This window comes from Bradyrhizobium sp. S3.2.6 (assembly GCF_040546885.1).
In the GTDB taxonomy this organism is placed as follows: domain Bacteria; phylum Pseudomonadota; class Alphaproteobacteria; order Rhizobiales; family Xanthobacteraceae; genus Bradyrhizobium; species Bradyrhizobium cytisi.
Genome location: NZ_JBEPOS010000032.1, coordinates 34,392 through 60,098 on the forward strand (window position 1 = coordinate 34,392; position 25,707 = coordinate 60,098).

Sequence of the window (25,707 nt, forward strand, 5' to 3'; positions counted from 1 at the left end):
CTTCGGTCATGTGGCCGTTAACGGCTCGGTCGGGGCCCGGGGGCTATACAAGAGCGATGATGATCAAACATTTTCTGACGATATGCGCTGCCGCAACAGTCGCTGCGGCGGGAACCTCGCTCGCACAGGCCCAGAGCTATCCGGTTCAGCAGGCGCCGAGCTACGGCGCTCCGGCCGAATATCGGCCCGGCGACCGCACCCCGAATTTCGACGCGCTGGAGGATGACGACGACGCGATGCCGCAGGCCTCGCTGCCGCCGCCGGGTCCGGCTGACGATCCGCGCTACGGCCGCCCGGCCGGCGCTCCCCCGGTCTATTCGGCTGTCCCGCCGCAGGGTCCGGTGATGTCGCCCGATGATCCGCGTTACGGCCGTCCGGCTGGCGCTCCGCCCGTCTATTCCGCCGCGCCGCCGCAGGGCCCGGTGATGTCACCCGATGATCCCCGCTACGGCCGCCCTGCCGGCCCGCCCGCGGTAATCTATGCCGACCGTCCGGGTCAGGCGCCCGCCAGTGATGGCATGCGTCCGCCGGAAGCCGTTGGTGGCCCGGCCGCGACCGGAGCGATGTCGCCGCAGCCCGGTGCCGGTGGCCGGCCGATGTCGGTGGCGTCACTGCCGCCCGAGGAGCAGCCTGACGCAGCACCGGCGCAGCTGGCGGCGAACCTGCGCCGCCAGGAAGTCGCGTTCCAGACCAAGGAGCCGGCTGGCACCATCGTGGTCGATACTCCGAACACCTACCTCTATTACGTCCTCGGCAATGGCCGTGCGATCCGCTACGGCGTCCGCGTCGGCCGCGACGGCTTCACCTGGACCGGCGTGCAGAAGATCACCCGCAAGGCCGAGTGGCCGGATTGGCATCCGCCGGTGGAAATGATCGAGCGCCAGCCCTATCTGCCGCGCTTCATGGCCGGCGGCGAAGGCAATCCGCTCGGTGCCCGCGCCATGTATCTTGGCTCGACCGTCTATCGCATCCACGGCACCAACCAGCCTTCGACGATCGGCAAGTTCGTCTCCTCCGGCTGTATCGGCATGCTGAATGAGGACGTCTCGGATCTGTTCGACCGCGCCAAGGTCGGGACCCGCGTGGTGGTGATGCAGGGTAGTCCGCCGCCGGGCACCGCGACTGCGTCGGCCGCGCCTGCGCCCGGTCCCGCTCCGATGGCCGCCCAGGCAGGTCCGGTCCCCGGCACGCAGCCGACGGTGGTGCCGCCGCTGCCCGCACCGGTCACCGTGCGCTAAGCGCTACGCGACAATTGAGATCGAGAAGGGCGTGCCATCGGCACGCCCTTCGTCGTTCGAGATCTGCGTCGCTTCAGGCGAGCTTGCGCGGCAGCTCATTACCCTCAGTGAAGGCGTCGATCGCCTCGACCATCTGGCCGTAATGGATACGCAGGCCGTCCTCGGTCGCGTAGCCGAGATGCGGCGTCAGCACGAGATTGTCGAGCTTGCGGAAGGGATGGTCGACCGGCAGCGGCTCGACCGAGAACACGTCGATGCCGGCGCCCGCGATCTTCCGTTGCTGCAAGGCTTCGAGCAGTGCCTGCTCGTCCACGATCGGCCCACGCGCAGTGTTGACGAGGAAGGCGGTCGGCTTCATCCGCGCGAGGTCCGCGCGGCTGACGAGGCCGCGTGAGCGGTCGCTCAGCACCACATGGATGGTGACGATATCGGCCTTGGCGAACAGCTCCTCCTTGGTGGCGTAGCCGACGCCGACCGCCGCGCACTTCTCCGGCGTGAGGTTGGGGCTCCAGGCGATCACGTTCATGCCGAATGTCTTGGCGATGCCGGCCATCTTGGTGCCGAGCTTGCCGAGGCCGACGATGCCGAGCGTGAGGCCCTCGATCTCGACGCCGGCAAAAGTCTGCCAGGGCTCGCCCGCATGCATGCGCGCATTCTCGCGGCCGATGCCGCGGGTCAGTTCCAGGATCAGGCCCATGGTGAGCGGCGCGGTCGGATCGCGGGAATATTGCGTGCCGCCGATGGCGACGCCGCGCGCCTTCGCGGCCTCGATGTCGATCGCGGCATTGCGCATTCCGGAGGTAAGCAGCAGCTTCAGCTTCGGCAACTTGTCGAACAGGCTCCTAGGGAACGCGGTGCGCTCACGCATCGCGCAGACGATCTCGAAATCGGCCAGCGCGCTGGCTGCGGCCTGCTCCGAGGCAAAGGGATGGCCGAACACGGTGACATCGACGCGGTCGGATAGTTTCGCCCAGTCGGGGACGTCGAGGGCGAGGTTGAAATAGTCGTCGAGAATTGCACAGCGCAGCCGCGTCATCAGCGTTCATCCATGGCGAGAGGTGGCGCGTCAGTCGGAGGGACGCCACCGTTGGAACCGGGCCATGGTTGCGCGCAATCATGCTTGCGTGCAAGCAGTCTGGGTCTTCAAAAATCCGTAGGCAAAATCCGAGAGAGAGCGGCGGCTCAGACCTTGCGGGGCTTCAGCCGGATCGGCGCATCCATGCCGTGCTTGGCGCGCCAGGCAGGGCCGGGGCCGCGCATGTAGTGCAGTTCGGGCCGGTAGGGGTTGAAGGCGGTGGCGAAGAAGCGCTTCCAGAAGCCTTTGATCTCCGAGACGAGCGCAGAGGTGCGGCCGGCTTGTGCCGGAACAGGAAGGGAATGGGTCTCGATCAGAGCCATGATGGGCCTCGCTGTGCTCCCCGTTCATTCTGAGCGGGTGGCGCTGTTGCCGCGCGAAACCGAGCTTTGGCCTGCTTTATTAAAAAATGGTTTCAATTGTCCGGATCGGGCTCCGGATGGTGTCTGCCCAGTATTCATCCGTGGTGAACGGAGGGAAAACATTGCCCTTTGGGGGCGGGATCGCTACATCGGCAGCAAGCAAATATCCTCAAATTGAAGGTTTCACGGGACCGATGGCGCGCCAATTTGTCTACTTCATGGACGGCCTGACCAAGAGCTACCCGACCCGCAAGGTGCTCGACAATATCCGCCTGAGCTTTTACCCGGACGCCAAGATCGGCGTTCTCGGCGTCAACGGCTCCGGTAAGTCGACCCTGCTCAAGATCATGGCGGGCCTGGACAAGGAGTACACCGGCGAGGCCTGGGTCGCCGAGGGCGCGCGCGTCGGCTATCTCGAGCAGGAGCCGCACCTCGATCCGAAGCTTTCCGTGCGCGAGAACGTCATGCTGGGCGTCGCCAAGCAGAAGGCCATCCTCGATCGCTACAATGAGCTGGCGATGAATTATTCCGAGGAGACCGCGGACGAGATGACCAAGCTGCAGGACGAGATCGAGGCCCAGGGCCTCTGGGATCTCGACAGCAAGGTCGACCAGGCCATGGACGCGCTGCGCTGCCCGCCCGACGATGCCGACGTCACGAAACTCTCCGGCGGTGAGCGCCGCCGCGTCGCGCTGTGCAAGCTGTTGCTCGACCAGCCCGAGCTGCTGCTGCTGGACGAACCGACCAACCATCTCGACGCCGAGTCGGTGTCGTGGCTCGAAGGCCATCTGCGCAGCTATCCCGGCGCGATCCTGATCGTCACCCACGATCGCTACTTCCTCGACAACGTCACGAGCTGGATCCTCGAGCTCGATCGCGGCAAGGGCATTCCCTACGAGGGCAACTACTCCTCCTGGCTGGTGCAGAAGCAGAAGCGGCTCGAGCAGGAAGGCCGCGAGGACGCCGCGCACCAGAAGACGATTGCACGCGAGCAGGAGTGGGTGGCCTCTTCGCCGAAGGCACGTCAGGCCAAGTCGAAGGCGCGCTACCAGCGCTATGAGGATCTGCTCAAGCAGGCGAGCGAGAAGCAGACCCAGACCGCGCAGATCATCATTCCCGTCGCCGAGCGGCTCGGCGCCAATGTCGTGGATTTCGAGGCCCTCAGCAAAGGCTATGGCGATCGCCTGCTGATCGACGATCTCACCTTCAAGCTGCCGCCCGGCGGCATCGTCGGCGTGATCGGGGCGAACGGCGCCGGCAAGACCACGTTGTTCAAGATGATCACCGAGCAGGAGCAGCCGGACAAGGGCACCATCACGGTCGGCGAGACCGTGCATCTCGGTTATGTCGACCAGTCGCGCGACGCGCTCGACGGCAGCAAGAACGTGTGGGAGGAGATCTCCGGCGGCAACGAGCTGATCCTGCTCGGCAAGAAGGAAGTGAACTCGCGCGGCTATTGCTCCTCGTTCAACTTCAAGGGCGCCGACCAGCAGAAGAAGGTCGGTGCGCTCTCCGGCGGTGAGCGCAACCGCGTCCATCTCGCCAAGATGCTGAAGTCGGGCGCCAACGTGCTGCTGCTCGACGAACCGACCAACGACCTCGACGTCGACACGCTGCGCGCGCTCGAAGAGGCGCTGGAGGATTTCGCCGGCTGCGCCGTCATCATCAGCCATGATCGCTGGTTCCTCGACCGCATCGCCACCCACATCCTGGCCTTCGAAGGCGACAGCCATGTCGAGTGGTTCGAAGGCAACTTCCAGGATTACGAAAAGGACAAGATGCGCCGGCTCGGCCAGGACAGCGTCATTCCGCACCGCGTGAAGTACAAGAAGCTGACGCGGTGACTGCGTGATGATGCGGCGGGCGCTCATCGCTGCGGTGATCGTGATCACCTGTGGCTGGTCGTCCGCCCAGGCCGCCGATGCAGCCTTCACGCAATTCATCGCCTCGCTCTGGCCGGAAGCGCAAGAGGCCGGCGTCTCGCGCGCGACGTTCGATCAACAGACGCGCGGGCTCGAGCCGGATTACAAGCTGCCTGATCTGATCCTGCCCGGGCGGCCCGCGACCGGCGCGCCATCGCAGGCCGAGTTCGTGCAGGTGCCGGCGGACTATGTCAGGGAAGGCTCGATTGCGAATCTCGCGGGCGAGGGGCAGCGGTTGCTGCAGAAATACAATGCCGCGCTGACGAAGATCGAGAAGAATTCCGGCGTGCCGGCCACCGTCATGCTCGCGATCTGGGGCCGCGAGACCGACTACGGCCGCTACACGCTGCCCTACGATCTTGTTCGCGTGCTGGCGACGCAGGCCTATGTCGGCCGGCGCAAGGACACCTATCGCAACGAGTTCATCCTCTCGCTGAAGATCCTCGGCGAGGGCGTGGTGACGCGCAAGGACATGCGCTCGTCCTGGGCCGGCGCCACCGGGCTCACGCAGTTCCTGCCGTCCGAATATTACAAGCACGGCGTCGATTTCGACGGCGACGGCCGCATCGACATCTGGCACTCGGTGCCGGATGCGCTGGCCTCGGCCGCGCAGCAGCTCGTCAACAAAGGCTGGCAGGGCGGTGTGCGCTGGGCCTATGAGGTGAAGGCGCCGGCGAAGGTCGACTGCACCACGGGCGTGCCCGAGGTGACGAAGCCGATCGGCCAATGGCTGCGTGAAGGCTTTGCGCCGGTGCGCGGCGAGCGGCTCAGCGCGGCCGAGCAGGCGCAGCCGGCATCACTGCTCCAGCCGGAGGGCATCTATGGTCCGGCGTTCCTGACCACGAAGAACTACTTCGTCATCAAGGAATACAATTTCTCCGATCTCTATGTGCTGTTCGTCGGTCATCTCAGCGACCGCATGACGAGCCCGCTCCCGTTCGCGACGCCGTGGTCCGCGTCGAAGCAATTGCGCACCAGGGACGTCGAGACGATGCAGCGCGGGCTGACGCGCGCCGGGCTCTATAGGGACAAGATCGACGGCAAGGCCGGCATGCAGACGCGCGCAGCTCTCGGCGCCTATCAGAAGTCGGCCGGGCTCAAGGTCGATTGCTGGCCGAGCGAAGAGGTGCTGCGTTCGATCCAGGCGGCGCGCTAACAAAGCCGCCAAAAAAGAAAAAGCCCGGCCGATGGTTGCGGCCGGGCTTCGATCGCGGCGCTCATGAGCGCCTTGCGATCAGATCAGTAGCAGACGCGAACCGGACGAACGGTCCAGCCATAGCCGTCCCAATAGCGCTGGCGCTGCCAGTAGCAGGGCGGGGGCGGCGGGCCGGGCTCGGCCACGTACACCGGCCCGCCGTAAGCGGGACGGCTCGACGCGATGGCGCCGCCGATGATCGCGCCGCCGAGCAGGCCGGCCGCGATGCCGACACCGACGCCGTCATGGGCCTGCGCGGACGGAGTGGCGGTCACCAGCGAACCGGCGACCGTCGCAACCGTGAGGGCGGCAACAATAGTCTTCTTCATGCTCTTGGCTCTCCTGGGAGATGGACGCACCTCGTTAGGCGCGGCCGGGTTTGAAAGGTTCACGCACACTCTGATGGAATTGGCCTTGCAGCTAGGAAGCGCGCAAATGGTCAATCCACGGTAAACGCACACAGAGCTGTGACGAGAAAAAGCGGTCTTTTTCGGGCCCGGAGATGAACGGCGCATCCATAGTGAACCGGCTCAACCCGGTCGACTGAATCGAACCGGTCTAACGCGCCTCAGCCACAGACTCGGACGCGGCGGATGCGCCAGGCGTAGCCGTCCCAGAAGCGCTGCTTCTGCCAGACACAGCCATCGCCGTAATAGTCGTCGGCGACGTAGCCGGGACCCGGTGCGTAATAACGGGGCGGATAGTAGCCGGGGCCGTAGCCCGGACCATACGCGTAGCCGGGACCGGGTCCGTAATAATACGGAGATGCTAGCGCGCCACCGACGATCGCGCCGCCGATGATCCCGGCGGCGACACCGGCAGCGACACCACGCTGTGCATGGGCCGGCATACCTGCAGCCAAAACCAAGGTGGCGGCGGCAGCGACCGCCATAAGCGACTTCTTCATTTGGGCGACCTTTCACAGCGAATGCGGAACTTCTTGCGGCCAAAGTTCCATACTTCGTTTGAACGATCAATGAACGGCGCATCGGCCGGGTGCGACCAATTGGTAGAAATGGCCGATTTCATGCCTGGGAGGCGAACATGAACATCCTGACCAATGCCCTGATCGCCGTCGCGGCCGTCGGCGTGGTCGGCTATGCCCTGATGAGCCATTTACAGAGCCGCGCCCCACGCCCGCGCGCCCGGGCAGGCGGCGACGGCGGAAGCGATACTTATTCAGATACCACGAATGAGGGCGTCTCGCTCGGAAGCTGGTTCTCCAGCGACAGTTCCGGAAGCTCAACCGACAGCGGAGGCTGCTCCACGAGCGATAGCGGCGGGGGTGGAGATTGCGGAGGCGGGAGCGATGGTGGGGGAGGCGGGAGCAGCGATTAGGCCCGATCAGACATCATCTTGATCCAGCGCAACTCTCTATTTTAGAGCCGTTCTAGGCCTGTTTCCGGGCCAGTTTGGAATAGCTTGAAATACCGGTTTTTCCTTTTGCATCCGGACGGCTCCTTAAATATCGATGATGGCGCATCACCGAAGGGCCTACCGCTTCCATGATCGTTTGTTCCTGTAACGTGCTGAGCGATGACGACATCCGCGCCGCCGTCGCCGAGTCCGACGATGCCGTGCGTCATGCCAAGCAGATCTATGGATGCCTCGGCTGCAGCGCCGAATGCGGCCGCTGCGCCCGCACCATCAAGACCATTATCGACGAAGCGCTCGGCCCCTGTGCCAAGTCGTGCTGCTCCGGCTGTCCGCACAGCCACACCGTGGCCGCCAATGACGAGGCGGCCCAGCCTGCCCAGTTCGCCCTCGCGGCCTGCTGAAAACTTCCGCAAATTTGGCTGAGCTTTCCCCGGCCGCGTCTCCGTAGCCGGTTGCCCTCGTTCGTAAACTCATTTAGAAGCGTTCTAAACTCGGTTTAGGGCCGATTTGGACTGCAAGAGCTGGAGTGAACCATGCAGGGCGACGCAAAAGTTATCGACTATCTCAACAAGGCGCTGCGTCACGAACTGACTGCGATCAACCAGTACTGGCTGCACTACCGCTTTCTCGACAATTGGGGTCTCCGCGACATGGCCAAGGTCTGGCGCAAAGAGTCCATCGAGGAGATGGAGCACGCCGACAAGCTCACTGAGCGGATTTTGTTCTTCGACGGCTTCCCGAACATGCAGGTGCTCGATCCCCTGCGCATCGGCCAGAACGTCAAGGAGATCATCGAGTGCGATCTCGCCGCCGAGATGAGCGCGCGGGCGCTCTACCAGGAAGCGGCGACCTACTGCCACAGCGTCAAGGACTACGTCACGCGCGACCTGTTCGAGAAGCTGATGAGCGACGAGGAGCATCACATCGACTTCCTCGAAACCCAGCTCGACCTGATCGGCCGCATCGGCCTCGAGCTCTACACCCAGAAGCACGTCGGCGGGCTCGAGGGCGAGGGGCACTAAGCTCCGGCGTCAGCCGCGCACTCCAGCGTCGTCCCGGCGAAGGCCGCGACGACGCTGTGATCTAGAGCTGCGTCTTGTAGCGCTCTTCCACGATCTCCTGGCTCTCCGGCTCGCCGAGGCTGGTCTGGTCGTGGATGACCTGGCTGATGCTCGGCATCACCGAGCGCTGCACCTTCTCCGGCGCCCAGAGCTTTGAGCGCATCAGCGCCTTGCCGCAGTGGAAATAAACTTCGCTGACAGCAACGCTCAGCACCGCGCGCGGCGGCTTGCCGAACTCGACCATCGAAGCGAGCAAATCCGGGTCGGCCGACAGCGCGCCGCGCCCGCCGACGCGCAGCGTCTCGTCGATGCCCGGCACGAAGAACAGCAGATGCACGAAGCCCGAGCCCTCGACGACGTTGCGGAAACTGTCGATGCGGTTGTTGCCGGCACGGTCGGGCATCAGTAGTTGATTGGGGCCGGCGACGTGGACGAAGCCGATGCTGCCGCCGCGCGGCGAGGCGTCGACGCTGCCGTCGGTGCCTGATGTCGCGAGCACGCAGAACGGCGACATCTCGATGAACTTCTTCGCATGCACGTCGATCGCGGGACGCGCCTTTGCGATCACGCGCGGGGTCGGCTTCGCATAGATGGTGGCGAGGTCTTCGGCGCAAAGGTCGGTCAACGGCATGCCTCCCAGATAAGTTCGGCGTCAAACTACCCGATCGGGCCATGTCCGCCAACGATATCTATCTTAAGACGTTAAACTGCGTCGGCGGGCACGAAGCAATTGATGATGATGGTGCCGCGGTGGTGGACGTACCACACCACGGCCTGGCCGACCGGATTGCCGCGATCGCGGATGATCGCGCGCTCGGGCACCTCCATCCATTGTCCCTCGATCGGCACCCAATACGTGCCTTTGCGCACGTCGTAGTCGGTGCGATGGCCATCGGAGATGTCGCAGCAAGGTACGCCGCTCGGCGCGATTACACTCTTGAACCAGGCGCGGATGTCGGGCGAAACGTTGTCGTACTGGCCGTTGTCGAACGCGAACGCGGCGCTCGTCATCGCGGCGAGCCAAACGCACAGCGCAAGCCTGTGCATGCGATCCTCCTCATCGCGTGTCGATTCGTATCGTTGACGCGATTAAGCCCGAGCCGTCGGCTCATTGCATGCTCAAATAATATGCGGCGCCGAGGCGCCGCATATCATGCGTTGCGATATCGGGGCAGCTCCGGCGATGCCTACATCGTGCGCTGCGGCGCGGTTTGCAGCAGTTGCCGAACCTGCTCGCTGTAGAATTTTGCGTTGCCGGTGGTGCCGTGGCCGCGCGTCTCGGTGGTTGCGGGGATGAGATACAGCTTGCCGTTCTTGACCCGCTTCACCGCAGCGTCCGTCACGCCGGTTTCGGGCGGGTTGCGCTCGTCGTCGGCGGAATTGACCAGCAACAGCGAGGCCTCGATTCCCTCCAGCTTTTCGGCGGCATTGTAGTCGTGCGAGGACTCCCACTGGTAGACGAAGTCGTTGGCATCCGCCGTGATCGGCGTCGCCAGCCGTTCGTCGACGATCTTGTCCGCCTTCGCCGCGGTCGGCGCCTGTTGCTGATAGGCGAGTGTGCCGCCGATGCTGGCGATGCCGTAGGCCGTGATGGCGTACTTCATCATGCGCGGCTGGCTGGCGTAATTGCCGCCATTGTAATCGGGATCGTTGCGGATGGTGTCCAGCATGATCCGCCGCATCATCCAGTTGCGCGACGCCATTTCGGTCGGCTGCGAGGCCATCGGCACCAGCGCGTCCATGTCCTTGGGATATGTCTCGCCCCACAGCCAGGTCTGCATTCCGCCCATGGAATTGCCGATCACGAGCCGCAGATGCTTGAGGCCGAGGCCTTCGGTTACGAGGCGATGCTGCGCCTCGACCATGTCGTCGTAATTGTATTTCGGGAAGCTCGTCTTCATGCCGTCGGACGGCTTTGACGATTTGCCGTGGCCGATCGCGTCGGGAATGATGATATAATATTTGGACGCATCGAGCGGCTGTCCGGCGCCGAACATCTCGCCGGCGAAGGCGGGTGTCAGCATGCTCGCGCCCGAGCCGCCGGTGCCGTGCAGCACCAGCACCGGTTGTCCGGTCGGTTCACCGACAGTGGTGTAATGCAGCTTCAGCTCCGGCATGACTTCGCCGGTGTGGAACTTGAAATCCCTGGCGACCCAATCGCCTTGTTTCGGCGCCGGATAGTCGGCGGCGAATACCGATGTCGAGATGGACAGCACAACGGCCGACAGCGCCGCGCAAGAAACTTTCATGTTTGTCTCCCAGATGTGCGGCTCATGGCTCGTGGCCGCGTTGCGCGCGATCTTATCAGCAGGCCGCCTGGGATCGAGAGCGGACCGCTGCTCACCCCCTGAAAAACATTTCCTCGATGTTGCGGCGCGCAAGTGGAATATTCGGACCCCTGTGACATGCGGCTGCATGCGATGTAGAATTTTGGCTTCTCCATCCGTCCTTGGATCAAATCGGGCTTCTACGGGAGAGACTGCATGTGCCGCAACATCAAGACGCTGTTCAATTTCGAGCCGCCCGCGACCGAGGACGAGATTCATGCCAGCGCGCTCCAGTTCGTGCGAAAGCTCTCCGGCTTCAACAAGCCGTCGCAGGCCAATGAGGCGGCATTCGACCGCGCGGTCGCCGAGGTCTCGGAGGCTGCGCGAAAACTGCTGACGTCGCTGCACACCCATGCACCGACGCGCGACCGCGAGGTCGAGGCGGAGAAAGCGAAGGAACGTTCGCGGCTGCGCTTCGGTTAGCGGTTCCGCCGGGCACGACCGTGATCTGGCTCACGGAAGCGATGCCCATCACGCGCGATGATGTTCGCCGGGGTTTTGACAACCCGGAGCACGATCATGAGCCGCCGCCTTATTCCACTGAAAGCAGGTGCCATCGTTTTCACGCTGTTGTGGACCGCGTGGATGATGTGGTGGAGCGGCTCGTTCTCGAGCGCGAATGTGGTGATCCTGGCCGTTTGCGGCGCAGCGGTGGGTTATCTCTGGTACCGCGCCATGCGCTGGCAATTCGAGCGCATGGGCATGCTGCCGCGGCGTGAGGATCAGGCGAAGTAGGCGCCTGCTGGTCCTAGTGGCCGTGCTTCTTCTTTTTCTTCTTTTTCTTGTGCGCGTCGCCTTCGGCATCGTCGCTCTCGGCGTCGTCGTCGGAGGACGCATCTTCAGCCTCGTGCACGGCGGCCTCTAACGCGGCGCGCTCCGCGGCCTCCTGCTCGCGCTGGCGGCGACGCTCGTCCCAGGCGTCGAACAACTGCTCGAGCCACGGCAGCACCTGCTCGATCGACGGCAATTGGCCGGGCGGACCGGCCTCGCCGCGCGGGCCTTGAGGGCCGGCGGGGCCTTGCGGACCCACGGCGCCCTGCGGTCCGGCTGTGCCACGCGCACCGGCTTCGCCCGGCTTGCCCGGCAGACCGGCCTTGCCCTGCGCTCCGGCCTTTCCGGCCGGTCCCGGCTTGCCCTGCGGTCCCGGCTTGCCGCGTGCGCCGTCGGGGCCCCGCTTGCCCGGATGACCCTGCGGCCCCGGCCGTCCCGGCTCGCCCTGCCGTCCGCGCGGACCCTGAGATCCCTGCCGTCGCTGATCGTCTGCCACGCCGCTGCTCCTTCTGCGCACGCAAGCTACTTAGCGGCGTTTGACGACAGCAGCAATTCCGCCCTCGCATGATGCCGGGCTTGATTAACATCAATCGGCCCGACGGGGCACGGCCCCACGCGTCAATCGTGATACGCCGGGACCTCGATGCCGGAGGCCGCGTACAGCCTGATCTTATTGCGCAGCGTGCGCACCGACAGGCCGAGCACGCGCGAGGCGCGCGTGCGGTTGCCGTCGCAGCGTGCGAGCGTCTGGAGCACGAGCTCACGCTCGACCTCGCCGACGGTCGCGCCAATCAACAATGGAACGATCTCGTTGGGTGCAAGGAATTGCGCGCCCTGCTCGGGCGCCGCGACGTGAACAGTGGTCATCAACATACTCCCCGATCAACGCCCGCTTCCATCGTTGGAAGCGGATCGAGAACAACGACCCCCAAGCCGTAGATCTACGGTGGCCGGGTTTGGTTAATGAAAGGTTAATCGCGCGCCATCGCACGAATTGACCTTGGGAATGCCGCCGCGCCGCCGCGATTGGCACGAGATGCATAGCGATGCGGACCGATCTCGCCTCTCACACTGTGCGATATCCGCCGTCCACCATCACGATTGTTCCCGTGACGTAGGACGACAGGTCCGAGGCGAGGAAGATCGCGGGGCCGACGATGTCCTCGGGCTTGCCGGCGCGCGCCAGCGGAGTGTGATCGACGAAGGCCTGCACCAGCGCGGGATTGGTGGCGCGTACATTGGCGTTGAGATTGGTCTCGATGAAGCCCGGCCCGATCGCGTTGACGCGCACGCCCTCCTTGCCGAGCTCGACCGCGAGCGCCTTGGTGAAGCCGAGCACGCCATGCTTCGAGGTCGTGTACGCCGCCGAGCTTGGCGTGCGCAGATGCACGAAAGACTGGATCGAGCCGATATTGACAATGCGGCCCTTGCTCGCGCGCAACGGCGCGAGAAAGGCCTGCGTCGTATTGAAGACGCCGTTGAGGTTGAGCGAGATGATGTCGTTCCAGTCCTTCGCCACCGTTTCCGTCTCGGCCGTGAAGGGGTTGCGGCGGGTGATGCCGGCATTGTTGACGAGGATCGAGACCTGCCCGACCCTGTCGGCGACGGTCTTTGCCAGCGCAAAGCAATCGTCGCGCCTGGTGACGTCGAGCGCAAAGCTCTCGGCCTTGCCGCCGGCCTTGCGGATCTCTTGGGCCGCCTCCGCGACCGTTTCGGCATTGACGTCGAGCAGCACGACCTGCGCACCCTCGCGCGCATAGCCGGCGGCGATCGCCCGGCCGATGCCGGAACCCGCGCCCGTGACGACAGCGATGTGGTTTGCAAGCAATGCCATGACATTTTCCTCCCGGATTCGTTTCTAAGTTTCATGAAAGGCTAACTCGAAATTAAGGGGTCGGAAACGGCCGCCTTGGCATACTGATTTCCATTGCTAAACGTTGCGCGCATGATGGAACGACTTGAATCCTGGAAATTGGCGCTCGAGCGCCTGCGGTCGGCGGAATTCGCCGACTGGGTCGAGGCAGGGCGGCTGGTGGCCGAGATCGTGCGGATGAGCAGCGATGCCACGCTGCGGCAGGCCGCCGAGCAGGCGCTGCCTGTGCTGCGCCAGGCCGCGGACAATGACGATCATGGTGTCACGCTGGCGGCCCGGCGCCGCCTAGGCGTGATCCTCGATGTCGTCCATGATCTGACCGCGCCGCGCTTCGGCCGCCGCAACGCGGCGCCGAAGAAACTGTCCAGCGAGGATCGCGCGCGCAAGATGCTGGGCCTGCCGCTCGCGGTGCAGCTCACCTGCGACGACATCAACCAGGCCTATCGCCGCGCCGCCAAGGGCATACATCCCGACCAGGGCGGCAGCGCGCAGGCCTTCATCGACCTTTCCACCGCGCGCGACGTTTTGATTCATCCCGGCGCGCACAAGGACGCGTGAGGGCGCCTCAGCTCTTGTTGACGCAGCTCGGATAGGGCGCGGCTTCGCCCGGCGTGATCGGGCAGAGGTCGATCGGGCCCAGATCGCGCAGGCGGGCTTCCCAGCGGTCGTCGTTGACCGGCGGCTCGTCGCTTTCGGGGCCGCGCTCGGCCCATTGGACGGTGTAATAATCGGTCGCGCCCTTGAGCGTGATCAGCAGCGCGGTTTCGCTGTGCCGCGTCGGGCCGCTGTCGATGCGGCCGCATCCGATCACGGCAACAAAGCCCTCGAAGCGGCCGAACGTGGTGGCGCCCAGCGGCCTGGCGGCAAAGCTGTCGGGACAGGCCGTCTTGAACCCGCCTGCGATTGTGCCTGCGAAGATCTGCGGCGATGCGCCTGGCGTCAGCGTCATGCCCTTCTCGCCGGTGACTGTGATCATCTGCGTCCAGCGCTCGGGCGTCTCGCCCTTGAGCACGGCTTCGCGGATGTAGTGGCCGCCCTTGGTGTTCTCGAACACTGCAGCGAAAGTCGACGGCATCGCGAAGCTGACGAGCTGGCTGAAGATCGGCGAGATCACGCGAAGGGATTGCGGAGCCTGCGCCTGCGCCGTTGCGGCGAGCAGGAGCGATGCGGTGAGAGCGGCTAGCATCATCGTCCGTGCGCGCATCGGCCTGCTCCAAAAATCCGGGTTAAAAAAACGACCGGGCAAGGATGCTGGCATCGCATCCTTGCCCGGCCCTTGTCGTCCGCCGATCGAATTCTTACCAGCTGCAGTGACCGGCCTTCAACGCGTGATCCTTCAGGGCGAGCGGACTGGCGGACCGGCTCAGAGCGTGCAGCGGCGCTCGGCGCGCAGCTTGATCTGGAGCTCGGAGGCGGCCGTGAAGGTCGGGACCGGCTTGCTGACGACCTTGTAGGTCGAGGCGCCCCACTGGAACGGCTTGTAGCGGAGATCTTCGTTCCAGACCTGGCAGATGCCGGTGTTGTCCCAGCGGATCACGTAATAGCCGACCGCAGCGGAGGCCGGCACGGCAAACACGGAGGTGGCGATGCCGGCAACGGCACAGAGGGCGAGAACGCGACGCATGCAAAATCTCCTGATGGGGAAGTGTGACCTGAAAATTCGTGCGGTAAAAGCAGGTCCTTTGCAAGCCGAGGAGCGGCCGTTCACGGATATGTCAGATGGAGTCGTGCACTTGGTTCGGCCGAGTGCCCGGCAAGACACACGCGCTTAGCATGGCTCACTTCGCCAGCGAGGCCACCGCCTCGATCTCGATCAGCATCTTTGGATCGGGCAGGGCCTGCACCACGCAGGTGGTGCGTGCAGGAAAAGGCGGCGGGCCGAACGCGCCGGCATAGAGCGCATTCATCGCGGCAACGTCTGAGGCGCGGGTCAAGAGCACGTTGACCTTGGCGAGGTCGCGCGTCGTGACGCCGGCCTCGTCGAGCACGCGCTTGATGTTGACGACGACATTGGCGAACTGCGCCTCGAAGCCGTCGGGCAGCGCACCGTTGGCGTCGAAGCCGGGAATGCCGGAGACGAACAGCAGGTCGCCGACGCGGGTCGCGAACGAGAGCGGCGGCGCCTTGACGTGCGGCGGGGGCGCGAAATGCTGGATCGGCATGGGGATCTCGGATGTAACATTGATGGCGTTCGCAGCAAGCGTAGCGGCATGCGGGGCCTGCTCCAACAGGAAACGCGAAAACAACCCCATGCACAGTAGAAATGATTGGCGGAATTGGAATTCGGGAAGGAAGAAATATCGCTTGACCCGTCGGGCAAAACACCGGCAGGATGGCATGGTGGCGATCATGCCCGAGAGGCCGGAATCCATCCACCAGTCATTGCGAGCGCTGCGAAGCAATCCAGACTGCCTCCGCGGAAAGATTCTGGATTGCTTCGCTCCGCTCGCAATGACGGAGGATGAGGACCTTCCGCGAGTCCAGTCGCCACCGCACTTGCAGAAACTCCCCCCATCATTTTGCCGCCGCGATCGATCGGATAGATTGCAGCATCTGATTCGCATTCCCCTTGAAAAATAGCCCCCGGAGACGCCCCATGAAGATTGCTTCCACCTTGCGTGCCGCGCTCGTCGCCATTGCCGCGCTGGCCGGCCTCTCGACCGCGGCGCAGGCCGATGGCGGCACCGTGGTGCTGACGATCTACAAGGCGGGCTGGTTCATCGGCGGTTCTGGCGGGAGCGGCGTGCTGAACTTCCGCGGCCGCTCCTATTCGCTCTCGACCGGCGGGCTCGATTACGGGCTCGTGTTCGGCGGCTCCAAGACCGTGCTGCGCGGCCGCGTCTCCAACATCAACCGTCCCTCCGATGTCGCCGGCGTCTACGGCGCCGCCGGTGCCGGCCTCGCCGTCGGCCGCGGCGCCCGCGCCATCGTGCTGACCAACCAGAAGGGCGCGGTGCTGGAGCTGTCGGGCTACCAGACCGGCCTGATGGCGAACGCGGATCTGAGCGGGCTTGCGATTACGATGCGGTAACAGACGGTGCCGTAGGACTCGGTGCCGTAGGGTGGGCAAAGGCGCGCAAGCGCCGTGCCCACCATCGGTGTCTGCGACATACGAAAAAGTTGGTGGGCACGCTTCCGCTTTGCCCACCCTACAGGACCTGCGGACTACGCGCTCACCATCGCATGAACCCGCTCGCAATGCGCGACGAGGTTGTTCTGCGCATCGACGAACGCCTTCAGCGGCGTCGGGATCGGAAAATAATAGATGTTCGCGATGAAGCCGTAGATGCCGGCATCACAGCTGGTCGGCCGCTCGCCATCGACGAAACCGTTCGCGGGCACGATCTCGGCCAGCACCTGCAAGTCAGCCAGCCCTCGCGCGTAGGCCTGCTCGGGCGTGTAGCGGCCGATGCCCTGGTAGTGATAGCGCTGCGCGTTGTAGGCCTTCGCCTTCTCGAAGCCGGCGGCATCGATCTGCGGATGCTGGGCGATGAAGCCGTCGCGAAACGCGGGATAATAACGCTCGTCCTTCCAGCGCGAATAGGACATCACCCAGTAGAGATCGTCGAGCATGCGTGTGACGAGATGATGGGTTCGGCGCTGCGCAGGCGACAGCGCGGCATCGATGGTCAGATGATACTTCGCGATCGCATGCGCGATGATCGTCTCGCTGTCGCCGATGGTCTCGCCGTCATCGACGACATAAGGCAGCTGCCCGCGCGGTGCGGTGGAGGCATCGAACACGTGCTCGTGCACGAACGGCACGCCGGCGAGCTTCAGGAAGGCATAGACCTTGAGCCCATAGCCGTTGTTGTCGGCGACGCCGAACAGTTGCGGGTAGGAATAGAGGGTCAACATGGTGGCTCCGTTTATTCGCGGGCCGGTTCGTCCGCCCGTGTGCCGGTGATGTTCGCCTGTGCGCGCTTGCTGGCGCGGATCATCAAGAACGATCCTGATGTGCCCGGCAGCCGCCAGCGACCGTCGATCTCGGTCGCCTCTCCGTTCATGATGCCGTCGTACTGGACAATGTCGAAGCCGTAACCCGGCGGCTCGTAGCGCTTGACAAAGGACACGACGCTGCCGGCGCGATGGCCCGTGATCGAGGCGCTGTGGGTGCGCAAGGGGCAGCGCGGATTCGAGCAGGGTTCGGTGACGTGGCCTTCGATCGCGCCGTCGGCCTCGACCAGCGTCGCCGTGAAGGTGACCATTCCCGCGCCGGGTTGGATGTAAGTGCCGTCCCAGACACCGGAGAGATCGTCGCTCACAGCAGTGGCTTCCTCGACATGATGAGCGCCGGTTGAGGCCCGGCTGTTCCGTCCCACGTTCTTCCGCTCCAAGTCGTATCGCCGCCGTCACGCCCTTGCAATAGTCCGCACGCGACGTCGATCGATCGGAGGATGCCCGGTATCAACCGTTCGGCGGGCGGAATTTGGAGAGGCAATCGCTGTAGCACTGTGGCCGGAAGCTGGTACATTGATGCTGATTTCCTCACCCCGTCGCGAGAGCTGCGCATGCTCGACAGTTTCGTATGGCCCGAGCCTGACGGGGCTCCCGACGAGATACTGTTCCGCAACGTCCGCGAACACGGCTGTCATCTGATGGGCATCGCCGCTGAGGCGCAGGCCCCGGCTTATGTTTTCTCGATCGGTCTCTACCTCAATTACGCGCACGCCGAACTGGTCTTGTTCGGGCTCGACCCAACAGACGCTTGCGCTGTTATCAACGCCGTTCGCGACCGCGCTGCTGCGGGACAGCGCTACGTCGCCGGCGACGTCTGCGACGACCTTCCGCTCGATCGGAAGGTCTGCTTCGTCGAGGTGCCGCTCGAGGTCTACGATGCCTATCTGGGCACGGCGATCTGGTTCTATGCAAAGCTGCCGCGGCCGTTTCCCTGCCTCCAGATCGTGTGGCCGGATCAGGACGGGCGGTTTCCATGGGAGGCTGGATGCGATGCGCGGCTGAAGGATCATCAGCCGCTGTTGCGGCCGCTTTCGTGAGAGGCTGATCCAGCGTGGTCGCAAAAGGTGCCGTAGGGTGGGCAAAGGCGCGCAAGCGCCGTGCCCACCATCGGTGTCAGTGGTACGCGAGAAAGTTGGTGGGCACGCTTCCGCTTTGCCCACCCTACGAGACTTGCAATAATCCGCGCGCGACGTCGATTAATCGGAGGATGCCCGGCATCAACGGTTTGGCGGAGGCCAGGCAACCTCTCGGGATCGAAAAAAGTGCTGTTCCGCCTGTCGGATCACCGGCCGCGCGTTCGTCCTTCGAGCGACGGCGCGCGCGTGCGCGTCCGGTTTCGCAGAAGGATATCCGCACATGACGTCCATCACGCCGTTTCTCTGGTTCGACAACAACGTTCCGGAGGCCGTCGCCTTCTACAAATCGGTGTTCCCCAACGCCAAAGTCGAGGCCGTGAGCGACTTCATGGCGGTGTTCGAGCTGGAAGGGCAGCGCGTCAACGCGCTCAACGGCGGGCCGCAGCACCGCTTCAACGAGGCGGTGTCGTTCTTCATCAGCGTGGAGACGCAAGGCGAGGTGGACTATTTCTGGAGCCGCCTCACCGCCGACGGCGGTGCGGAATCCAAATGCGGCTGGCTCAAGGATAAATTTGGGCTCTCCTGGCAGGTGGTTCCGACAGCGCTTGGCCGCTATCTCGGCGACCCCGACCGGACCAAGGCCAACCGCGTCATGCAGGCCATGATGGGGATGAAGAAGATCGTGGTTGCCGATCTGGACAAGGCGTATGCAGGGTGAGGGCTGACGGTGCGGTAGGGTGGGCAAAGGCGCGCTCTTCGCGCGCCGTGCCCACCGCTCTGCCGGATTGGTGGAGAGATGGTGGGCACGGCGCAAGGGCGCCTTTGCCCACCCTACGAAGCCGGCGATCCGCTTCGCCAACTCGCCTTTGAATCGCTATACTGCCGACCATCGGCTGAATGGTGATCTCATGGCAAACGAATTGGCAGGCAAGGTTGCCGCCGTGACCGGGGCAGCCTCGGGCATCGGGTTGGCGAGTGCCGAGGCGATGCTGGCCGCGGGCGCGCGGGTGGTGATGGTCGATCGCGACGAGGCCGCGCTGAAGGCGGTTGGCAACAAGCATGGCGACGCGGTGATCCCGCTGGTCGTCGACCTCCTGGATCCCAAAGACTGCGCAACGCTGCTGCCGCGCGTTCTGGAGACGGCAGGGCAGCTCGACATCCTGCATGCAAATGCGGGCACCTATGTCGGTGGCGATCTGGTCGATGCCGACAATATGGCGATTGACCGGATGCTGAACCTCAATGTCAACGTCGTGATGAAGAACGTGCACGACGTGCTGCCGCACATGATCGCGCGCCGGACCGGCGACATCATCGTCACGAGTTCTCTTGCCGCGCATTTTCCGACGCCGTGGGAGCCGGTCTATGCGTCGTCCAAATGGGCGATCAACTGCTTTGTCCAGACGGTGCGGCGCCAGGTCTTCAAGCACGGCATTCGCGTCGGCTCGATCTCGCCCGGCCCGGTCGTCACCTCGCTGCTCGCGGACTGGCCACCCGAGAAGCTGCAGGAAGCCAGGGACTCCGGCAGCCTGCTGGAGGCCAGCCAAGTGGCTGACGTGGTGATGTTCATGCTGACCCGGCCGCGCGGCATGACCATTCGTGACGTGGTCATGCTGCCAACCAATTTCGATCTTTAGGGCGCTTGCTCTCGTAGGGTGGGCAAAGGCGCGCGCTTCGCGCGCCGTGCCCACCATTCTGCCGGGTTTGTGGAAAGATGGTGGGCACGGCGCAAGAACGCCTTTGCCCACCCTACGCAGCGATCCAAGCCATCAGCTCGTCGATGCCGCTGTGAAAACCGTCAGCTCCGCCTCGAACGCGCGGCGGAAGGCTGGACGTGCTTCGCCGCGGGCAACATAGGACGTGAGGTTCGGATAGTCGCCGCGGATATGCGAGGCATTCAGCCTGCGCAGCACGGTCACCATCAGGAGATCGCCGGCGCTGAACACGCCGTCGAGCCAGTCGCCGTCGCCGAGTCGGACCGACAATTCGCCGAGCCGGGCACGGACGCGATGGTTGAGGACAGTCAGGCGCTCGTCATACCAGCTCTTGTCGCGTTCAAGCAGCATCGCCATTCCAAGCTCGACGATCGGCGGCTCCAGGGTGTTGAGCGCGGCAAACATCCACGCGATGGCGCGCGCCCTGGCGTTCGGCTCGGTCGGCAGCAGCCCGTCATGACGCTCGGCGATATAGAGCACGATCGCGCCGGTCTCGAACAGGGTGAGATCGCCGTCCTCGAAGGTCGGGATTTGCCCGAACGGATGCAGCGCAAGATGCGCCGGCTGCTTCATGGCCTCGAACGACACCAGACGAACGTTGTAGGGCTGGCCGACCTCCTCGAGTGCCCAGCGCACCCGCATGTCGCGCGCGTGTCCCCTGCCGCGGTCGGGTGAGTTTGCGAAGGCGGTGATGGTGGGGGGCAATTGAGGTCTCCGTGTTGATCAGGTCGGTGTGCAGAGGACGAACGACTGGTGCGGATTCCGACAGTCTCGTAGGGTGGGCAAAGGCGCGCCGTTCGCGAGCCGTGCCCACCGTTCTAGCGGATTGGTGGAGAGATGGTGGGCACGGCGCAGGGGCGCCTTTGCCCACCCTACGGCACTGCGTCTGGGGCGCTATTGATTAGCCACCCTCCGCAGCGATCCACTCCGCCAGCTCCCGCCACGGCTCCAGCGTCCAATGCCCGGACGCCGCACCGGACGGCGAAGGCAACACAAAAATCTCCGGCAAGCTCTCATCGCGCGGCTGCCGCCCGAGCGCAATCCCGCTCGACGGCCTGCCATAAAACAAGCTCGCCGCCTTCTTGCTCGTGAACGCAATCGTCCGCGGCCGATACTTGTCGATCTTGGTCCTGAACCCCGGCACGTCGATTGCTTCAGCCGCGATCTGATGATCCATCCCAGCGCCCGACTTGGAAAGGTCGGTGAAGCCGATCCCGAGTTCGGTCAGCGCGGCGAACTCGCCCGGCTGATAGCGCCGCGGCGTGATCCCGGCCTCATGGATCGCGCGCCAGAAGCGGTTGCCGGGATGGGCGTAATAGTGCCCGAGTTCGGCCGAACGCGTGCTGGCGGCGGTGCCGACGAAGACGAGGCGCAGGTTGGGACAGAGCTGGTCGGGAAGGCGGGTGCGGATGGAGCTTGGCAAATCAATCGTCCGCAGTGACATAGTCAGCGAGACCATCGGCGATATTCGGCGCGACCGTCAATCCCGAATGTCGCTTCACTTGCCCATACTTGCTACTCTTCACATTTTCCGGAAATGCTTCCAACGACCTTTCTGTCGACAAGCATCTCGCCCGCCCGGCCAAGCTTCTGCACCTCCTCAAGAGTCAATCCACCTTTGATTTCAAAAGAGATATCCCTGATAGTGACGATCAAGCGATCGCAGTCTTGTCTGTACAGAGACATCTGGTCGCCTCTTGTGTGTTGCTGTAGCGAATTGACTGGGCCGTCCGCCGATGCGCCAATTTGCGCCGCGTCAGGTGTGATAAACTGCGTGCGGACGGACACGCCGTGTGTCGAAGAATATGCGGCGACCTCTCCCAACTGAAAGTCTTCGTTAAACGAAATCCGTTTGGGCGGCTGAGGCAACGGTGATGGAAGAGTCAGAACTACAGGCGGCGATTTTTGGCTCTCCCTGAAGAGACCAAGAAAATCGTTGATCGAATTGGTGAACGAGCCGACTCCCGCAACCACCGTCGCAAATATTGTTATCGCGGCGACTAAGGGGCGGTTCTTGAGCCTTCGTGTCCATTGTTCGACCAATGAGCCTTCACCATCGTTTCCCATTGTCTCGCTCCAAATCTCAAGGTGCTTGAAACAAAAGTCCTGTTGGAAAGTATAATCTACCTTAGATAGAATATGTCGCGTTGAGTCGTTGGTGTCCAGCGGATAAAAAGAAGCCGGGCAATAGCCCGGCTTCTTATGGACGTGTGTGTCTTGAAAGGGATGACTCAGAGCACCCGATTGCTCTCCTTCACCTTCTCCGCATCCAGATACACGCTTGAGCCCATCTCCTTGAACTTCGCGCTCATCTGCTTCATGCCGTCCTCGGCGGTGCCGCTCAAGGACATGCCGACCGAGTTCGGGTCATTCAGCGTTGCCGCGTAATCGCGGACGTCCTGGGTGATCTTCATCGAGCAGAACTTTGGGCCGCACATCGAGCAGAAATGCGCGACCTTGTGGGCTTCCTTCGGCAGGGTCTCGTCGTGGAAGTTCTTGGCGGTATCAGGATCGAGGCCGAGGTTGAACTGGTCGCTCCAGCGGAAGTCGAAACGGGCGCGGGAGAGGGCGTCGTCGCGCAATTGGGCGGCCGGGTGGCCCTTGGCGAGATCGGAAGCGTGGGCGGCGATCTTGTAGGTGATGACGCCGACCTTGACGTCGTTGCGATCGGGCAGGCCGAGATGCTCCTTCGGCGTGACGTAGCAGAGCATGGCGCAGCCGAACCAGCCGATCATGGCCGCACCGATGCCCGACGTGATGTGATCGTAGCCCGGCGCGATGTCGGTGGTCAGCGGTCCGAGGGTGTAGAACGGCGCTTCGCCGCACTCCTTGAGCTGCTTGTCCATGTTGATCTTGATCTTGTGCATCGGCACGTGGCCGGGGCCTTCGATCATGACCTGGCAGCCCTTGTCCCACGCGATTTTTGTCAATTCGCCGAGCGTCTCGAGTTCGGCAAACTGCGCGCGGTCGTTCGCGTCGGCGATCGAGCCCGGACGCAGGCCGTCGCCGAGCGAGAACGAGACGTCATACTTGCGCATGAGGTCGCAGATCTCGTCGAAATGGGTATAGAGGAAGCTTTCCTTGTGATGCGCGAGGCACCACTTCGCCATGATCGAGCCGCCGCGCGAGACGATGCCGGTGACGCGGTTGGCGGTGAGGTGGATGTATTGCAGGCGCACGCCGGCGTGGATGGTGAAATAGTCGACGCCCTGCTCGCACTGCTCGATCAGCGTGTCCTTGTAGAGCTCCCAGGTCAGCTGCACCGGATCGCCGTTGCACTTCTCCAGCGCCTGATAAATCGGAACGGTGCCGATCGGCACCGGCGAATTGCGCAGGATCCACTCGCGCGTGGTGTGGATGTTGCGGCCGGTGGAGAGGTCCATCACGGTGTCGGCGCCCCAGCGGATCGCCCACACCATCTTCTCGACCTCTTCCTCGACCGACGACGTCACCGCCGAGTTGCCGATATTGGCGTTGATCTTGGTGAGGAAGTTGCGGCCGATGATCATCGGCTCGAGCTCTGAGTGGTTGATGTTGCAGGGGATGATGGCGCGGCCGCGTGCGATCTCGCTGCGCACGAACTCCGGGGTGATGAAGGCGGGGACTTCGGCGCCAAAGCTCTCGCCGTCAGCAAGGGCTGCCTCGGCGCGCTCGAGCTGCTCTTTGCGGCCGAGATTTTCGCGCGCGGCGACGTAGATCATCTCCTTGGTGATGATGCCGGCGCGGGCGAATTCGAGCTGGGTGATCTTGTGGCCGTCGAGGCCGCGCAGCGGCTGGTGATAGGCGGCGAAGGAGCGCGCGGCCTTGTCGGTGGAGACGCTGCCATTGTCCTCCGGCTTGATCTGCCGTCCCGCATATTCCTCGACGCCGCCGCGCTCCAGCACCCACTGCTTGCGGCCGCGGGCCAGACCGGCGTTGACGTCGATGGTGACGGATGGGTCGGTGTAGGGGCCCGAGGTGTCGTACACCGGCAGGTTCGGCTCGCCGGCGCCTTCGGACAGGATGATCTCGCGCAACGGCACGCGCAGGTCGGGCGCGGCATCCGGCGAGGCGAAGATCTTTCGCGACGAGGGCAGCGGGCCGGTGGTGACGGCGGGAACGGTCTTGTCGGGATTGGAGCGGATGTTCATGGGGTCCTCCGGTTTAATTTCGGTGCGCGTGCGTTTGAGCGACGGCGGTGAATTCTTGCTCCGTCATTGCGATGAGCTCTTGCGACGAAGCAATCCAGACTGCATCCGTGGAGGGATTCTGGATTGCTTCGCTTCGCTCGCAATGACGGGTGGTGAGAGTGGGGCCATCACGCAGCCTCCCTGGCCAGGCCGAGCCACTGCCGCACGCGGGCATCCGGGTCGGCATTTTGGGTGACGTCGCTGACGACGGCGATGGAGTCGGCCCCTGCGGCAAAGATCTCCGCGGCGTGCTCGAACTTGATGCCGCCGATCGCGACCAGCGGGATGTGGCCTAAGCGCTTCTTCCATTCCGTGATCTTCGGAATGCCCTGCGGTGCGAAGCGCATCGATTTGAGCGTGGTGAAGAAGATCGGGCCGAGCGCGACGTAATCGGGTTTTGCCGCGAGCGCGGCTTCAAGCTCCGCCTCGTCATGCGTGGAGACGCCGAGCGACAGGCCGGCCTCGCGGATCGCCTTGAGGTCGGCGTCGGCCAAATCCTCCTGGCCGAGATGCAGATATTTTGCACCGGCGACGATCGCGGCGCGCCAATAGTCGTTCACGACCAGCCTGGCCTGACTGCCCTTGGTGATCGCCAGCGCGTCGGTGACGACCTGCAGCGCGTCGGCGTCGTTGAGGTCTTTCGCGCGCAGCTGAATGGTGCCGACGCCGAGCCTGGTCAGGCGCTCGACCCATTTGAGGCTGTCGACGACGGGGTAAAATAGATCAGGATACGCGTTGCGATCAGGATACGGCATGCCAGAACGGGGTCCCAACGACAGGGGTGGAGGGGGAGGCGAAGTCGCGGGCGTTCATCAGCCCGGCTTCGTAAGCGGTGCGGCCGGCCTCACAGCCGAGGCGGAAGGCCTTGGCCATGGCGACGGGATCAGCGGCCTTTGCGATCGCCGTGTTGAGCAGCACGGCGTCGTAGCCGAGCTCGAGCGCCTCGGCCGCGTGCGAGGGCGCGCCGATGCCGGCATCGACCACCAGCGTGATATCGGGCAGCCGCTCGCGCATCAGCTTGAGTGCGTCGCGGTTGGTGATGCCTTTCGCGCTGCCGATCGGGGCGGCCCACGGCATCACCACCTTGCAGCCGGCATCGACCAGGCGGTTGGCGACCGAGAGATCCTCGGTGCAATAGGGGAACACCTCAAAGCCGTCCTTGATCAGGATGGTGGCGGCTTCGACCAGGCCGACGACGTCGGGCTGCAGCGTGTCGTTGTCGGCGATGACCTCGAGCTTGATCCAGCTGGTGCCGAACAATTCGCGGGCGAGCTTTGCCGTGGTCACGGCTTCGCGCACGCTGCGGCAGCCGGCGGTGTTCGGCAGCACGGTGACGTCGAGCTCGCGGATCAGCTTCCAGAACGCATCGCCAGTCTTGCCACCGGCGGATTCGCGCCGCAGCGACACGGTCACGATGTTCGAGCCGGAGGCGCGGATCGCGTCCTGCATGATCGCGGGCGAGGGATAGAGCGCGCTGCCGATGAGGAGACGGGAGGGGAAGGTTTTGCCGTAGAAGGTCACCATGTCCGAGGTGTCTCCTCAATTGATGCTGTCATCCCCGCGGAAGCGGGGATCCAGTACTCCGC

The 25,707-nt window shown here is 64.0% G+C and carries 35 protein-coding genes; 13 read left to right on the forward strand and 22 right to left on the reverse strand.

From position 1 onward, the window contains the following. Positions 1-59: 59 nt before the first annotated feature. Positions 60-1,238, forward strand: coding sequence for a L,D-transpeptidase (locus ABID58_RS34095; RefSeq protein ID WP_354037334.1), 1,179 nt, complete (start codon positions 60-62; stop codon positions 1,236-1,238). Between the two features lie 73 nt (positions 1,239-1,311). On the opposite strand, the gene ABID58_RS34100 is transcribed toward ABID58_RS34095, so the two are convergent. Together ABID58_RS34100 and ABID58_RS34105 are read right to left on the reverse strand one after the other, a co-directional pair. Next, positions 1,312-2,274: a D-2-hydroxyacid dehydrogenase family protein gene (locus tag ABID58_RS34100; RefSeq protein WP_354037299.1), complete on the reverse strand. Its 963-nt coding sequence runs from the start codon at positions 2,272-2,274 to the stop codon at positions 1,312-1,314. A gap of 146 nt (positions 2,275-2,420) precedes the next feature. Then, positions 2,421-2,636 (reverse strand): hypothetical protein, encoded by a 216-nt coding sequence (locus ABID58_RS34105; protein ID WP_148750594.1) that lies wholly within the window; start codon positions 2,634-2,636, stop codon positions 2,421-2,423. Here ABID58_RS34105 and ABID58_RS34110 point away from each other — a divergent pair. The 3 genes from ABID58_RS34110 to ABID58_RS34120 are packed head-to-tail and all read left to right on the forward strand — an operon-like array spanning position 2,635 to position 5,753. Beyond that, positions 2,635-2,853, forward strand: a complete 219-nt coding sequence (locus ABID58_RS34110; RefSeq protein WP_354037301.1) for a hypothetical protein — start codon at positions 2,635-2,637, stop codon at positions 2,851-2,853. The two genes, ABID58_RS34105 and ABID58_RS34110, sit on opposite strands and share 2 nt — an antisense overlap. A gap of 16 nt (positions 2,854-2,869) precedes the next feature. Continuing rightward, entirely contained in the window at positions 2,870-4,519 is a 1,650-nt protein-coding gene (gene ettA, locus ABID58_RS34115) for an energy-dependent translational throttle protein EttA (RefSeq protein ID WP_354037302.1), read from the forward strand. Between the two features lie 7 nt (positions 4,520-4,526). Next, complete coding sequence (locus ABID58_RS34120; RefSeq protein WP_354037303.1) at positions 4,527-5,753, forward strand: lytic murein transglycosylase; 1,227 nt, start codon at positions 4,527-4,529, stop codon at positions 5,751-5,753. An 83-nt stretch (positions 5,754-5,836) separates the two neighbouring features. On the opposite strand, the gene ABID58_RS34125 is transcribed toward ABID58_RS34120, so the two are convergent. The 3 genes from ABID58_RS34125 to ABID58_RS34135 form a co-directional block, all read right to left on the reverse strand. After that, positions 5,837-6,121, reverse strand: coding sequence for a hypothetical protein (locus ABID58_RS34125; protein ID WP_148750590.1), 285 nt, complete (start codon positions 6,119-6,121; stop codon positions 5,837-5,839). A 239-nt stretch (positions 6,122-6,360) separates the two neighbouring features. Further along, positions 6,361-6,699, reverse strand: coding sequence for a hypothetical protein (locus ABID58_RS34130; RefSeq protein ID WP_354037304.1), 339 nt, complete (start codon positions 6,697-6,699; stop codon positions 6,361-6,363). Beyond that, positions 6,696-6,908, reverse strand: coding sequence for a hypothetical protein (locus ABID58_RS34135; RefSeq protein ID WP_354037305.1), 213 nt, complete (start codon positions 6,906-6,908; stop codon positions 6,696-6,698). Before ABID58_RS34135 ends, ABID58_RS34130 begins: the two co-directional genes overlap by 4 nt. 389 nt (positions 6,909-7,297) lie before the next feature. On the opposite strand from ABID58_RS34135, the gene ABID58_RS34140 reads away from it, so the two are divergent. Both ABID58_RS34140 and bfr read left to right on the forward strand, forming a co-directional pair. After that, a complete protein-coding gene (locus ABID58_RS34140; RefSeq protein WP_148750587.1) occupies positions 7,298-7,570 on the forward strand; it encodes a (2Fe-2S)-binding protein in 273 nt (90 codons plus the stop codon). A gap of 132 nt (positions 7,571-7,702) precedes the next feature. Beyond that, on the forward strand, positions 7,703-8,191 hold the full coding sequence (gene bfr / locus ABID58_RS34145; RefSeq protein ID WP_148750586.1) for a bacterioferritin: 489 nt from the start codon (positions 7,703-7,705) through the stop codon (positions 8,189-8,191). 61 nt (positions 8,192-8,252) lie between these two features. On the opposite strand, the gene ABID58_RS34150 is transcribed toward bfr, so the two are convergent. The 3 genes from ABID58_RS34150 to ABID58_RS34160 form a co-directional block, all read right to left on the reverse strand. Continuing rightward, positions 8,253-8,855, reverse strand: coding sequence for an MSMEG_1061 family FMN-dependent PPOX-type flavoprotein (locus ABID58_RS34150; RefSeq protein WP_354037335.1), 603 nt, complete (start codon positions 8,853-8,855; stop codon positions 8,253-8,255). A gap of 77 nt (positions 8,856-8,932) precedes the next feature. Next, positions 8,933-9,277, reverse strand: a complete 345-nt coding sequence (locus ABID58_RS34155) for a hypothetical protein (RefSeq protein WP_354037306.1) — start codon at positions 9,275-9,277, stop codon at positions 8,933-8,935. A 140-nt stretch (positions 9,278-9,417) separates the two neighbouring features. Next, positions 9,418-10,479, reverse strand: a complete 1,062-nt coding sequence (locus ABID58_RS34160; protein ID WP_354037307.1) for an alpha/beta fold hydrolase — start codon at positions 10,477-10,479, stop codon at positions 9,418-9,420. Positions 10,480-10,713: 234 nt separating this feature from the next. Between ABID58_RS34160 and ABID58_RS34165 the strand changes: the two genes are divergently transcribed. After that, the gene (locus ABID58_RS34165) at positions 10,714-10,980 is read left to right on the forward strand and encodes a DUF2277 domain-containing protein (protein ID WP_148750582.1); all 267 of its coding nucleotides are present in this window, start codon (positions 10,714-10,716) and stop codon (positions 10,978-10,980) included. Positions 10,981-11,076: 96 nt separating this feature from the next. Next, positions 11,077-11,292 carry a hypothetical protein gene (locus ABID58_RS34170; protein WP_148750581.1) on the forward strand — a complete coding sequence of 72 codons (216 nt, stop codon included), beginning with the start codon at positions 11,077-11,079 and terminating at the stop codon, positions 11,290-11,292. Between the two features lie 13 nt (positions 11,293-11,305). On the opposite strand, the gene ABID58_RS34175 is transcribed toward ABID58_RS34170, so the two are convergent. The 3 genes from ABID58_RS34175 to ABID58_RS34185 form a co-directional block, all read right to left on the reverse strand. Then, positions 11,306-11,824, reverse strand: coding sequence for a collagen-like domain-containing protein (locus ABID58_RS34175; RefSeq protein ID WP_148750580.1), 519 nt, complete (start codon positions 11,822-11,824; stop codon positions 11,306-11,308). A gap of 122 nt (positions 11,825-11,946) precedes the next feature. Further along, a complete protein-coding gene (locus ABID58_RS34180; RefSeq protein ID WP_148750579.1) occupies positions 11,947-12,195 on the reverse strand; it encodes a helix-turn-helix domain-containing protein in 249 nt (82 codons plus the stop codon). A gap of 199 nt (positions 12,196-12,394) precedes the next feature. Beyond that, positions 12,395-13,162: an SDR family NAD(P)-dependent oxidoreductase gene (locus ABID58_RS34185; RefSeq protein ID WP_354037309.1), complete on the reverse strand. Its 768-nt coding sequence runs from the start codon at positions 13,160-13,162 to the stop codon at positions 12,395-12,397. Positions 13,163-13,273: 111 nt separating this feature from the next. Here ABID58_RS34185 and ABID58_RS34190 point away from each other — a divergent pair, with 111 nt between their 5' ends. Next, positions 13,274-13,759, forward strand: a complete 486-nt coding sequence (locus tag ABID58_RS34190; RefSeq protein ID WP_354037311.1) for a J domain-containing protein — start codon at positions 13,274-13,276, stop codon at positions 13,757-13,759. A 7-nt stretch (positions 13,760-13,766) separates the two neighbouring features. Here ABID58_RS34190 and ABID58_RS34195 read toward each other — a convergent pair whose 3' ends face one another. The 3 genes from ABID58_RS34195 to ABID58_RS34205 all read right to left on the reverse strand — a co-directional run bounded on the left by ABID58_RS34195 (position 13,767) and on the right by ABID58_RS34205 (position 15,363). Further along, positions 13,767-14,390, reverse strand: coding sequence for a hypothetical protein (locus ABID58_RS34195; RefSeq protein WP_354037336.1), 624 nt, complete (start codon positions 14,388-14,390; stop codon positions 13,767-13,769). A 174-nt stretch (positions 14,391-14,564) separates the two neighbouring features. Then, positions 14,565-14,825 carry a hypothetical protein gene (locus ABID58_RS34200; RefSeq protein WP_187434763.1) on the reverse strand — a complete coding sequence of 87 codons (261 nt, stop codon included), beginning with the start codon at positions 14,823-14,825 and terminating at the stop codon, positions 14,565-14,567. Between the two features lie 154 nt (positions 14,826-14,979). Then, positions 14,980-15,363, reverse strand: coding sequence for a RidA family protein (locus ABID58_RS34205; RefSeq protein ID WP_148750576.1), 384 nt, complete (start codon positions 15,361-15,363; stop codon positions 14,980-14,982). A 434-nt stretch (positions 15,364-15,797) separates the two neighbouring features. Between ABID58_RS34205 and ABID58_RS34210 the strand changes: the two genes are divergently transcribed. Then, positions 15,798-16,232, forward strand: a complete 435-nt coding sequence (locus ABID58_RS34210) for a hypothetical protein (RefSeq protein ID WP_148750574.1) — start codon at positions 15,798-15,800, stop codon at positions 16,230-16,232. 134 nt (positions 16,233-16,366) lie between these two features. Here ABID58_RS34210 and ABID58_RS34215 read toward each other — a convergent pair whose 3' ends face one another. After that, entirely contained in the window at positions 16,367-17,059 is a 693-nt protein-coding gene (locus ABID58_RS34215) for a glutathione S-transferase family protein (RefSeq protein ID WP_354037313.1), read from the reverse strand. 11 nt (positions 17,060-17,070) lie between these two features. Further along, entirely contained in the window at positions 17,071-17,523 is a 453-nt protein-coding gene (locus ABID58_RS34220; protein ID WP_354037314.1) for a hypothetical protein, read from the reverse strand. Positions 17,524-17,712: 189 nt separating this feature from the next. Here ABID58_RS34220 and ABID58_RS34225 point away from each other — a divergent pair, with 189 nt between their 5' ends. From ABID58_RS34225 to ABID58_RS34235, 3 genes are all read left to right on the forward strand, one after another. Next, the gene (locus ABID58_RS34225) at positions 17,713-18,198 is read left to right on the forward strand and encodes a DUF4262 domain-containing protein (RefSeq protein WP_148750572.1); all 486 of its coding nucleotides are present in this window, start codon (positions 17,713-17,715) and stop codon (positions 18,196-18,198) included. 319 nt (positions 18,199-18,517) lie between these two features. After that, a complete protein-coding gene (locus ABID58_RS34230; protein WP_354037315.1) occupies positions 18,518-18,955 on the forward strand; it encodes a VOC family protein in 438 nt (145 codons plus the stop codon). A 190-nt stretch (positions 18,956-19,145) separates the two neighbouring features. Beyond that, positions 19,146-19,874, forward strand: a complete 729-nt coding sequence (locus tag ABID58_RS34235; protein WP_354037317.1) for an SDR family oxidoreductase — start codon at positions 19,146-19,148, stop codon at positions 19,872-19,874. Between the two features lie 132 nt (positions 19,875-20,006). Here the strand turns inward: ABID58_RS34235 and ABID58_RS34240 are convergent, their stop codons facing one another. From ABID58_RS34240 to ABID58_RS34265, 6 genes are all read right to left on the reverse strand, one after another. Then, positions 20,007-20,657 carry a glutathione S-transferase family protein gene (locus tag ABID58_RS34240; RefSeq protein ID WP_354037318.1) on the reverse strand — a complete coding sequence of 217 codons (651 nt, stop codon included), beginning with the start codon at positions 20,655-20,657 and terminating at the stop codon, positions 20,007-20,009. Between the two features lie 196 nt (positions 20,658-20,853). After that, the gene (locus ABID58_RS34245; protein ID WP_187434787.1) at positions 20,854-21,396 is read right to left on the reverse strand and encodes a mismatch-specific DNA-glycosylase; all 543 of its coding nucleotides are present in this window, start codon (positions 21,394-21,396) and stop codon (positions 20,854-20,856) included. 71 nt (positions 21,397-21,467) lie between these two features. Further along, on the reverse strand, positions 21,468-22,019 hold the full coding sequence (locus tag ABID58_RS34250; protein WP_354037320.1) for a hypothetical protein: 552 nt from the start codon (positions 22,017-22,019) through the stop codon (positions 21,468-21,470). Positions 22,020-22,183: 164 nt separating this feature from the next. Continuing rightward, positions 22,184-24,082, reverse strand: a complete 1,899-nt coding sequence (thiC, locus tag ABID58_RS34255) for a phosphomethylpyrimidine synthase ThiC (RefSeq protein WP_354037322.1) — start codon at positions 24,080-24,082, stop codon at positions 22,184-22,186. 167 nt (positions 24,083-24,249) lie between these two features. Beyond that, positions 24,250-24,876, reverse strand: a complete 627-nt coding sequence (locus ABID58_RS34260) for a thiamine phosphate synthase (protein WP_354037323.1) — start codon at positions 24,874-24,876, stop codon at positions 24,250-24,252. Beyond that, complete coding sequence (locus ABID58_RS34265; RefSeq protein ID WP_354037325.1) at positions 24,863-25,645, reverse strand: thiazole synthase; 783 nt, start codon at positions 25,643-25,645, stop codon at positions 24,863-24,865. The genes ABID58_RS34260 and ABID58_RS34265 overlap by 14 nt, the downstream gene beginning before the upstream one ends. Between the last annotated feature and the right edge of the window lie 62 nt (positions 25,646-25,707).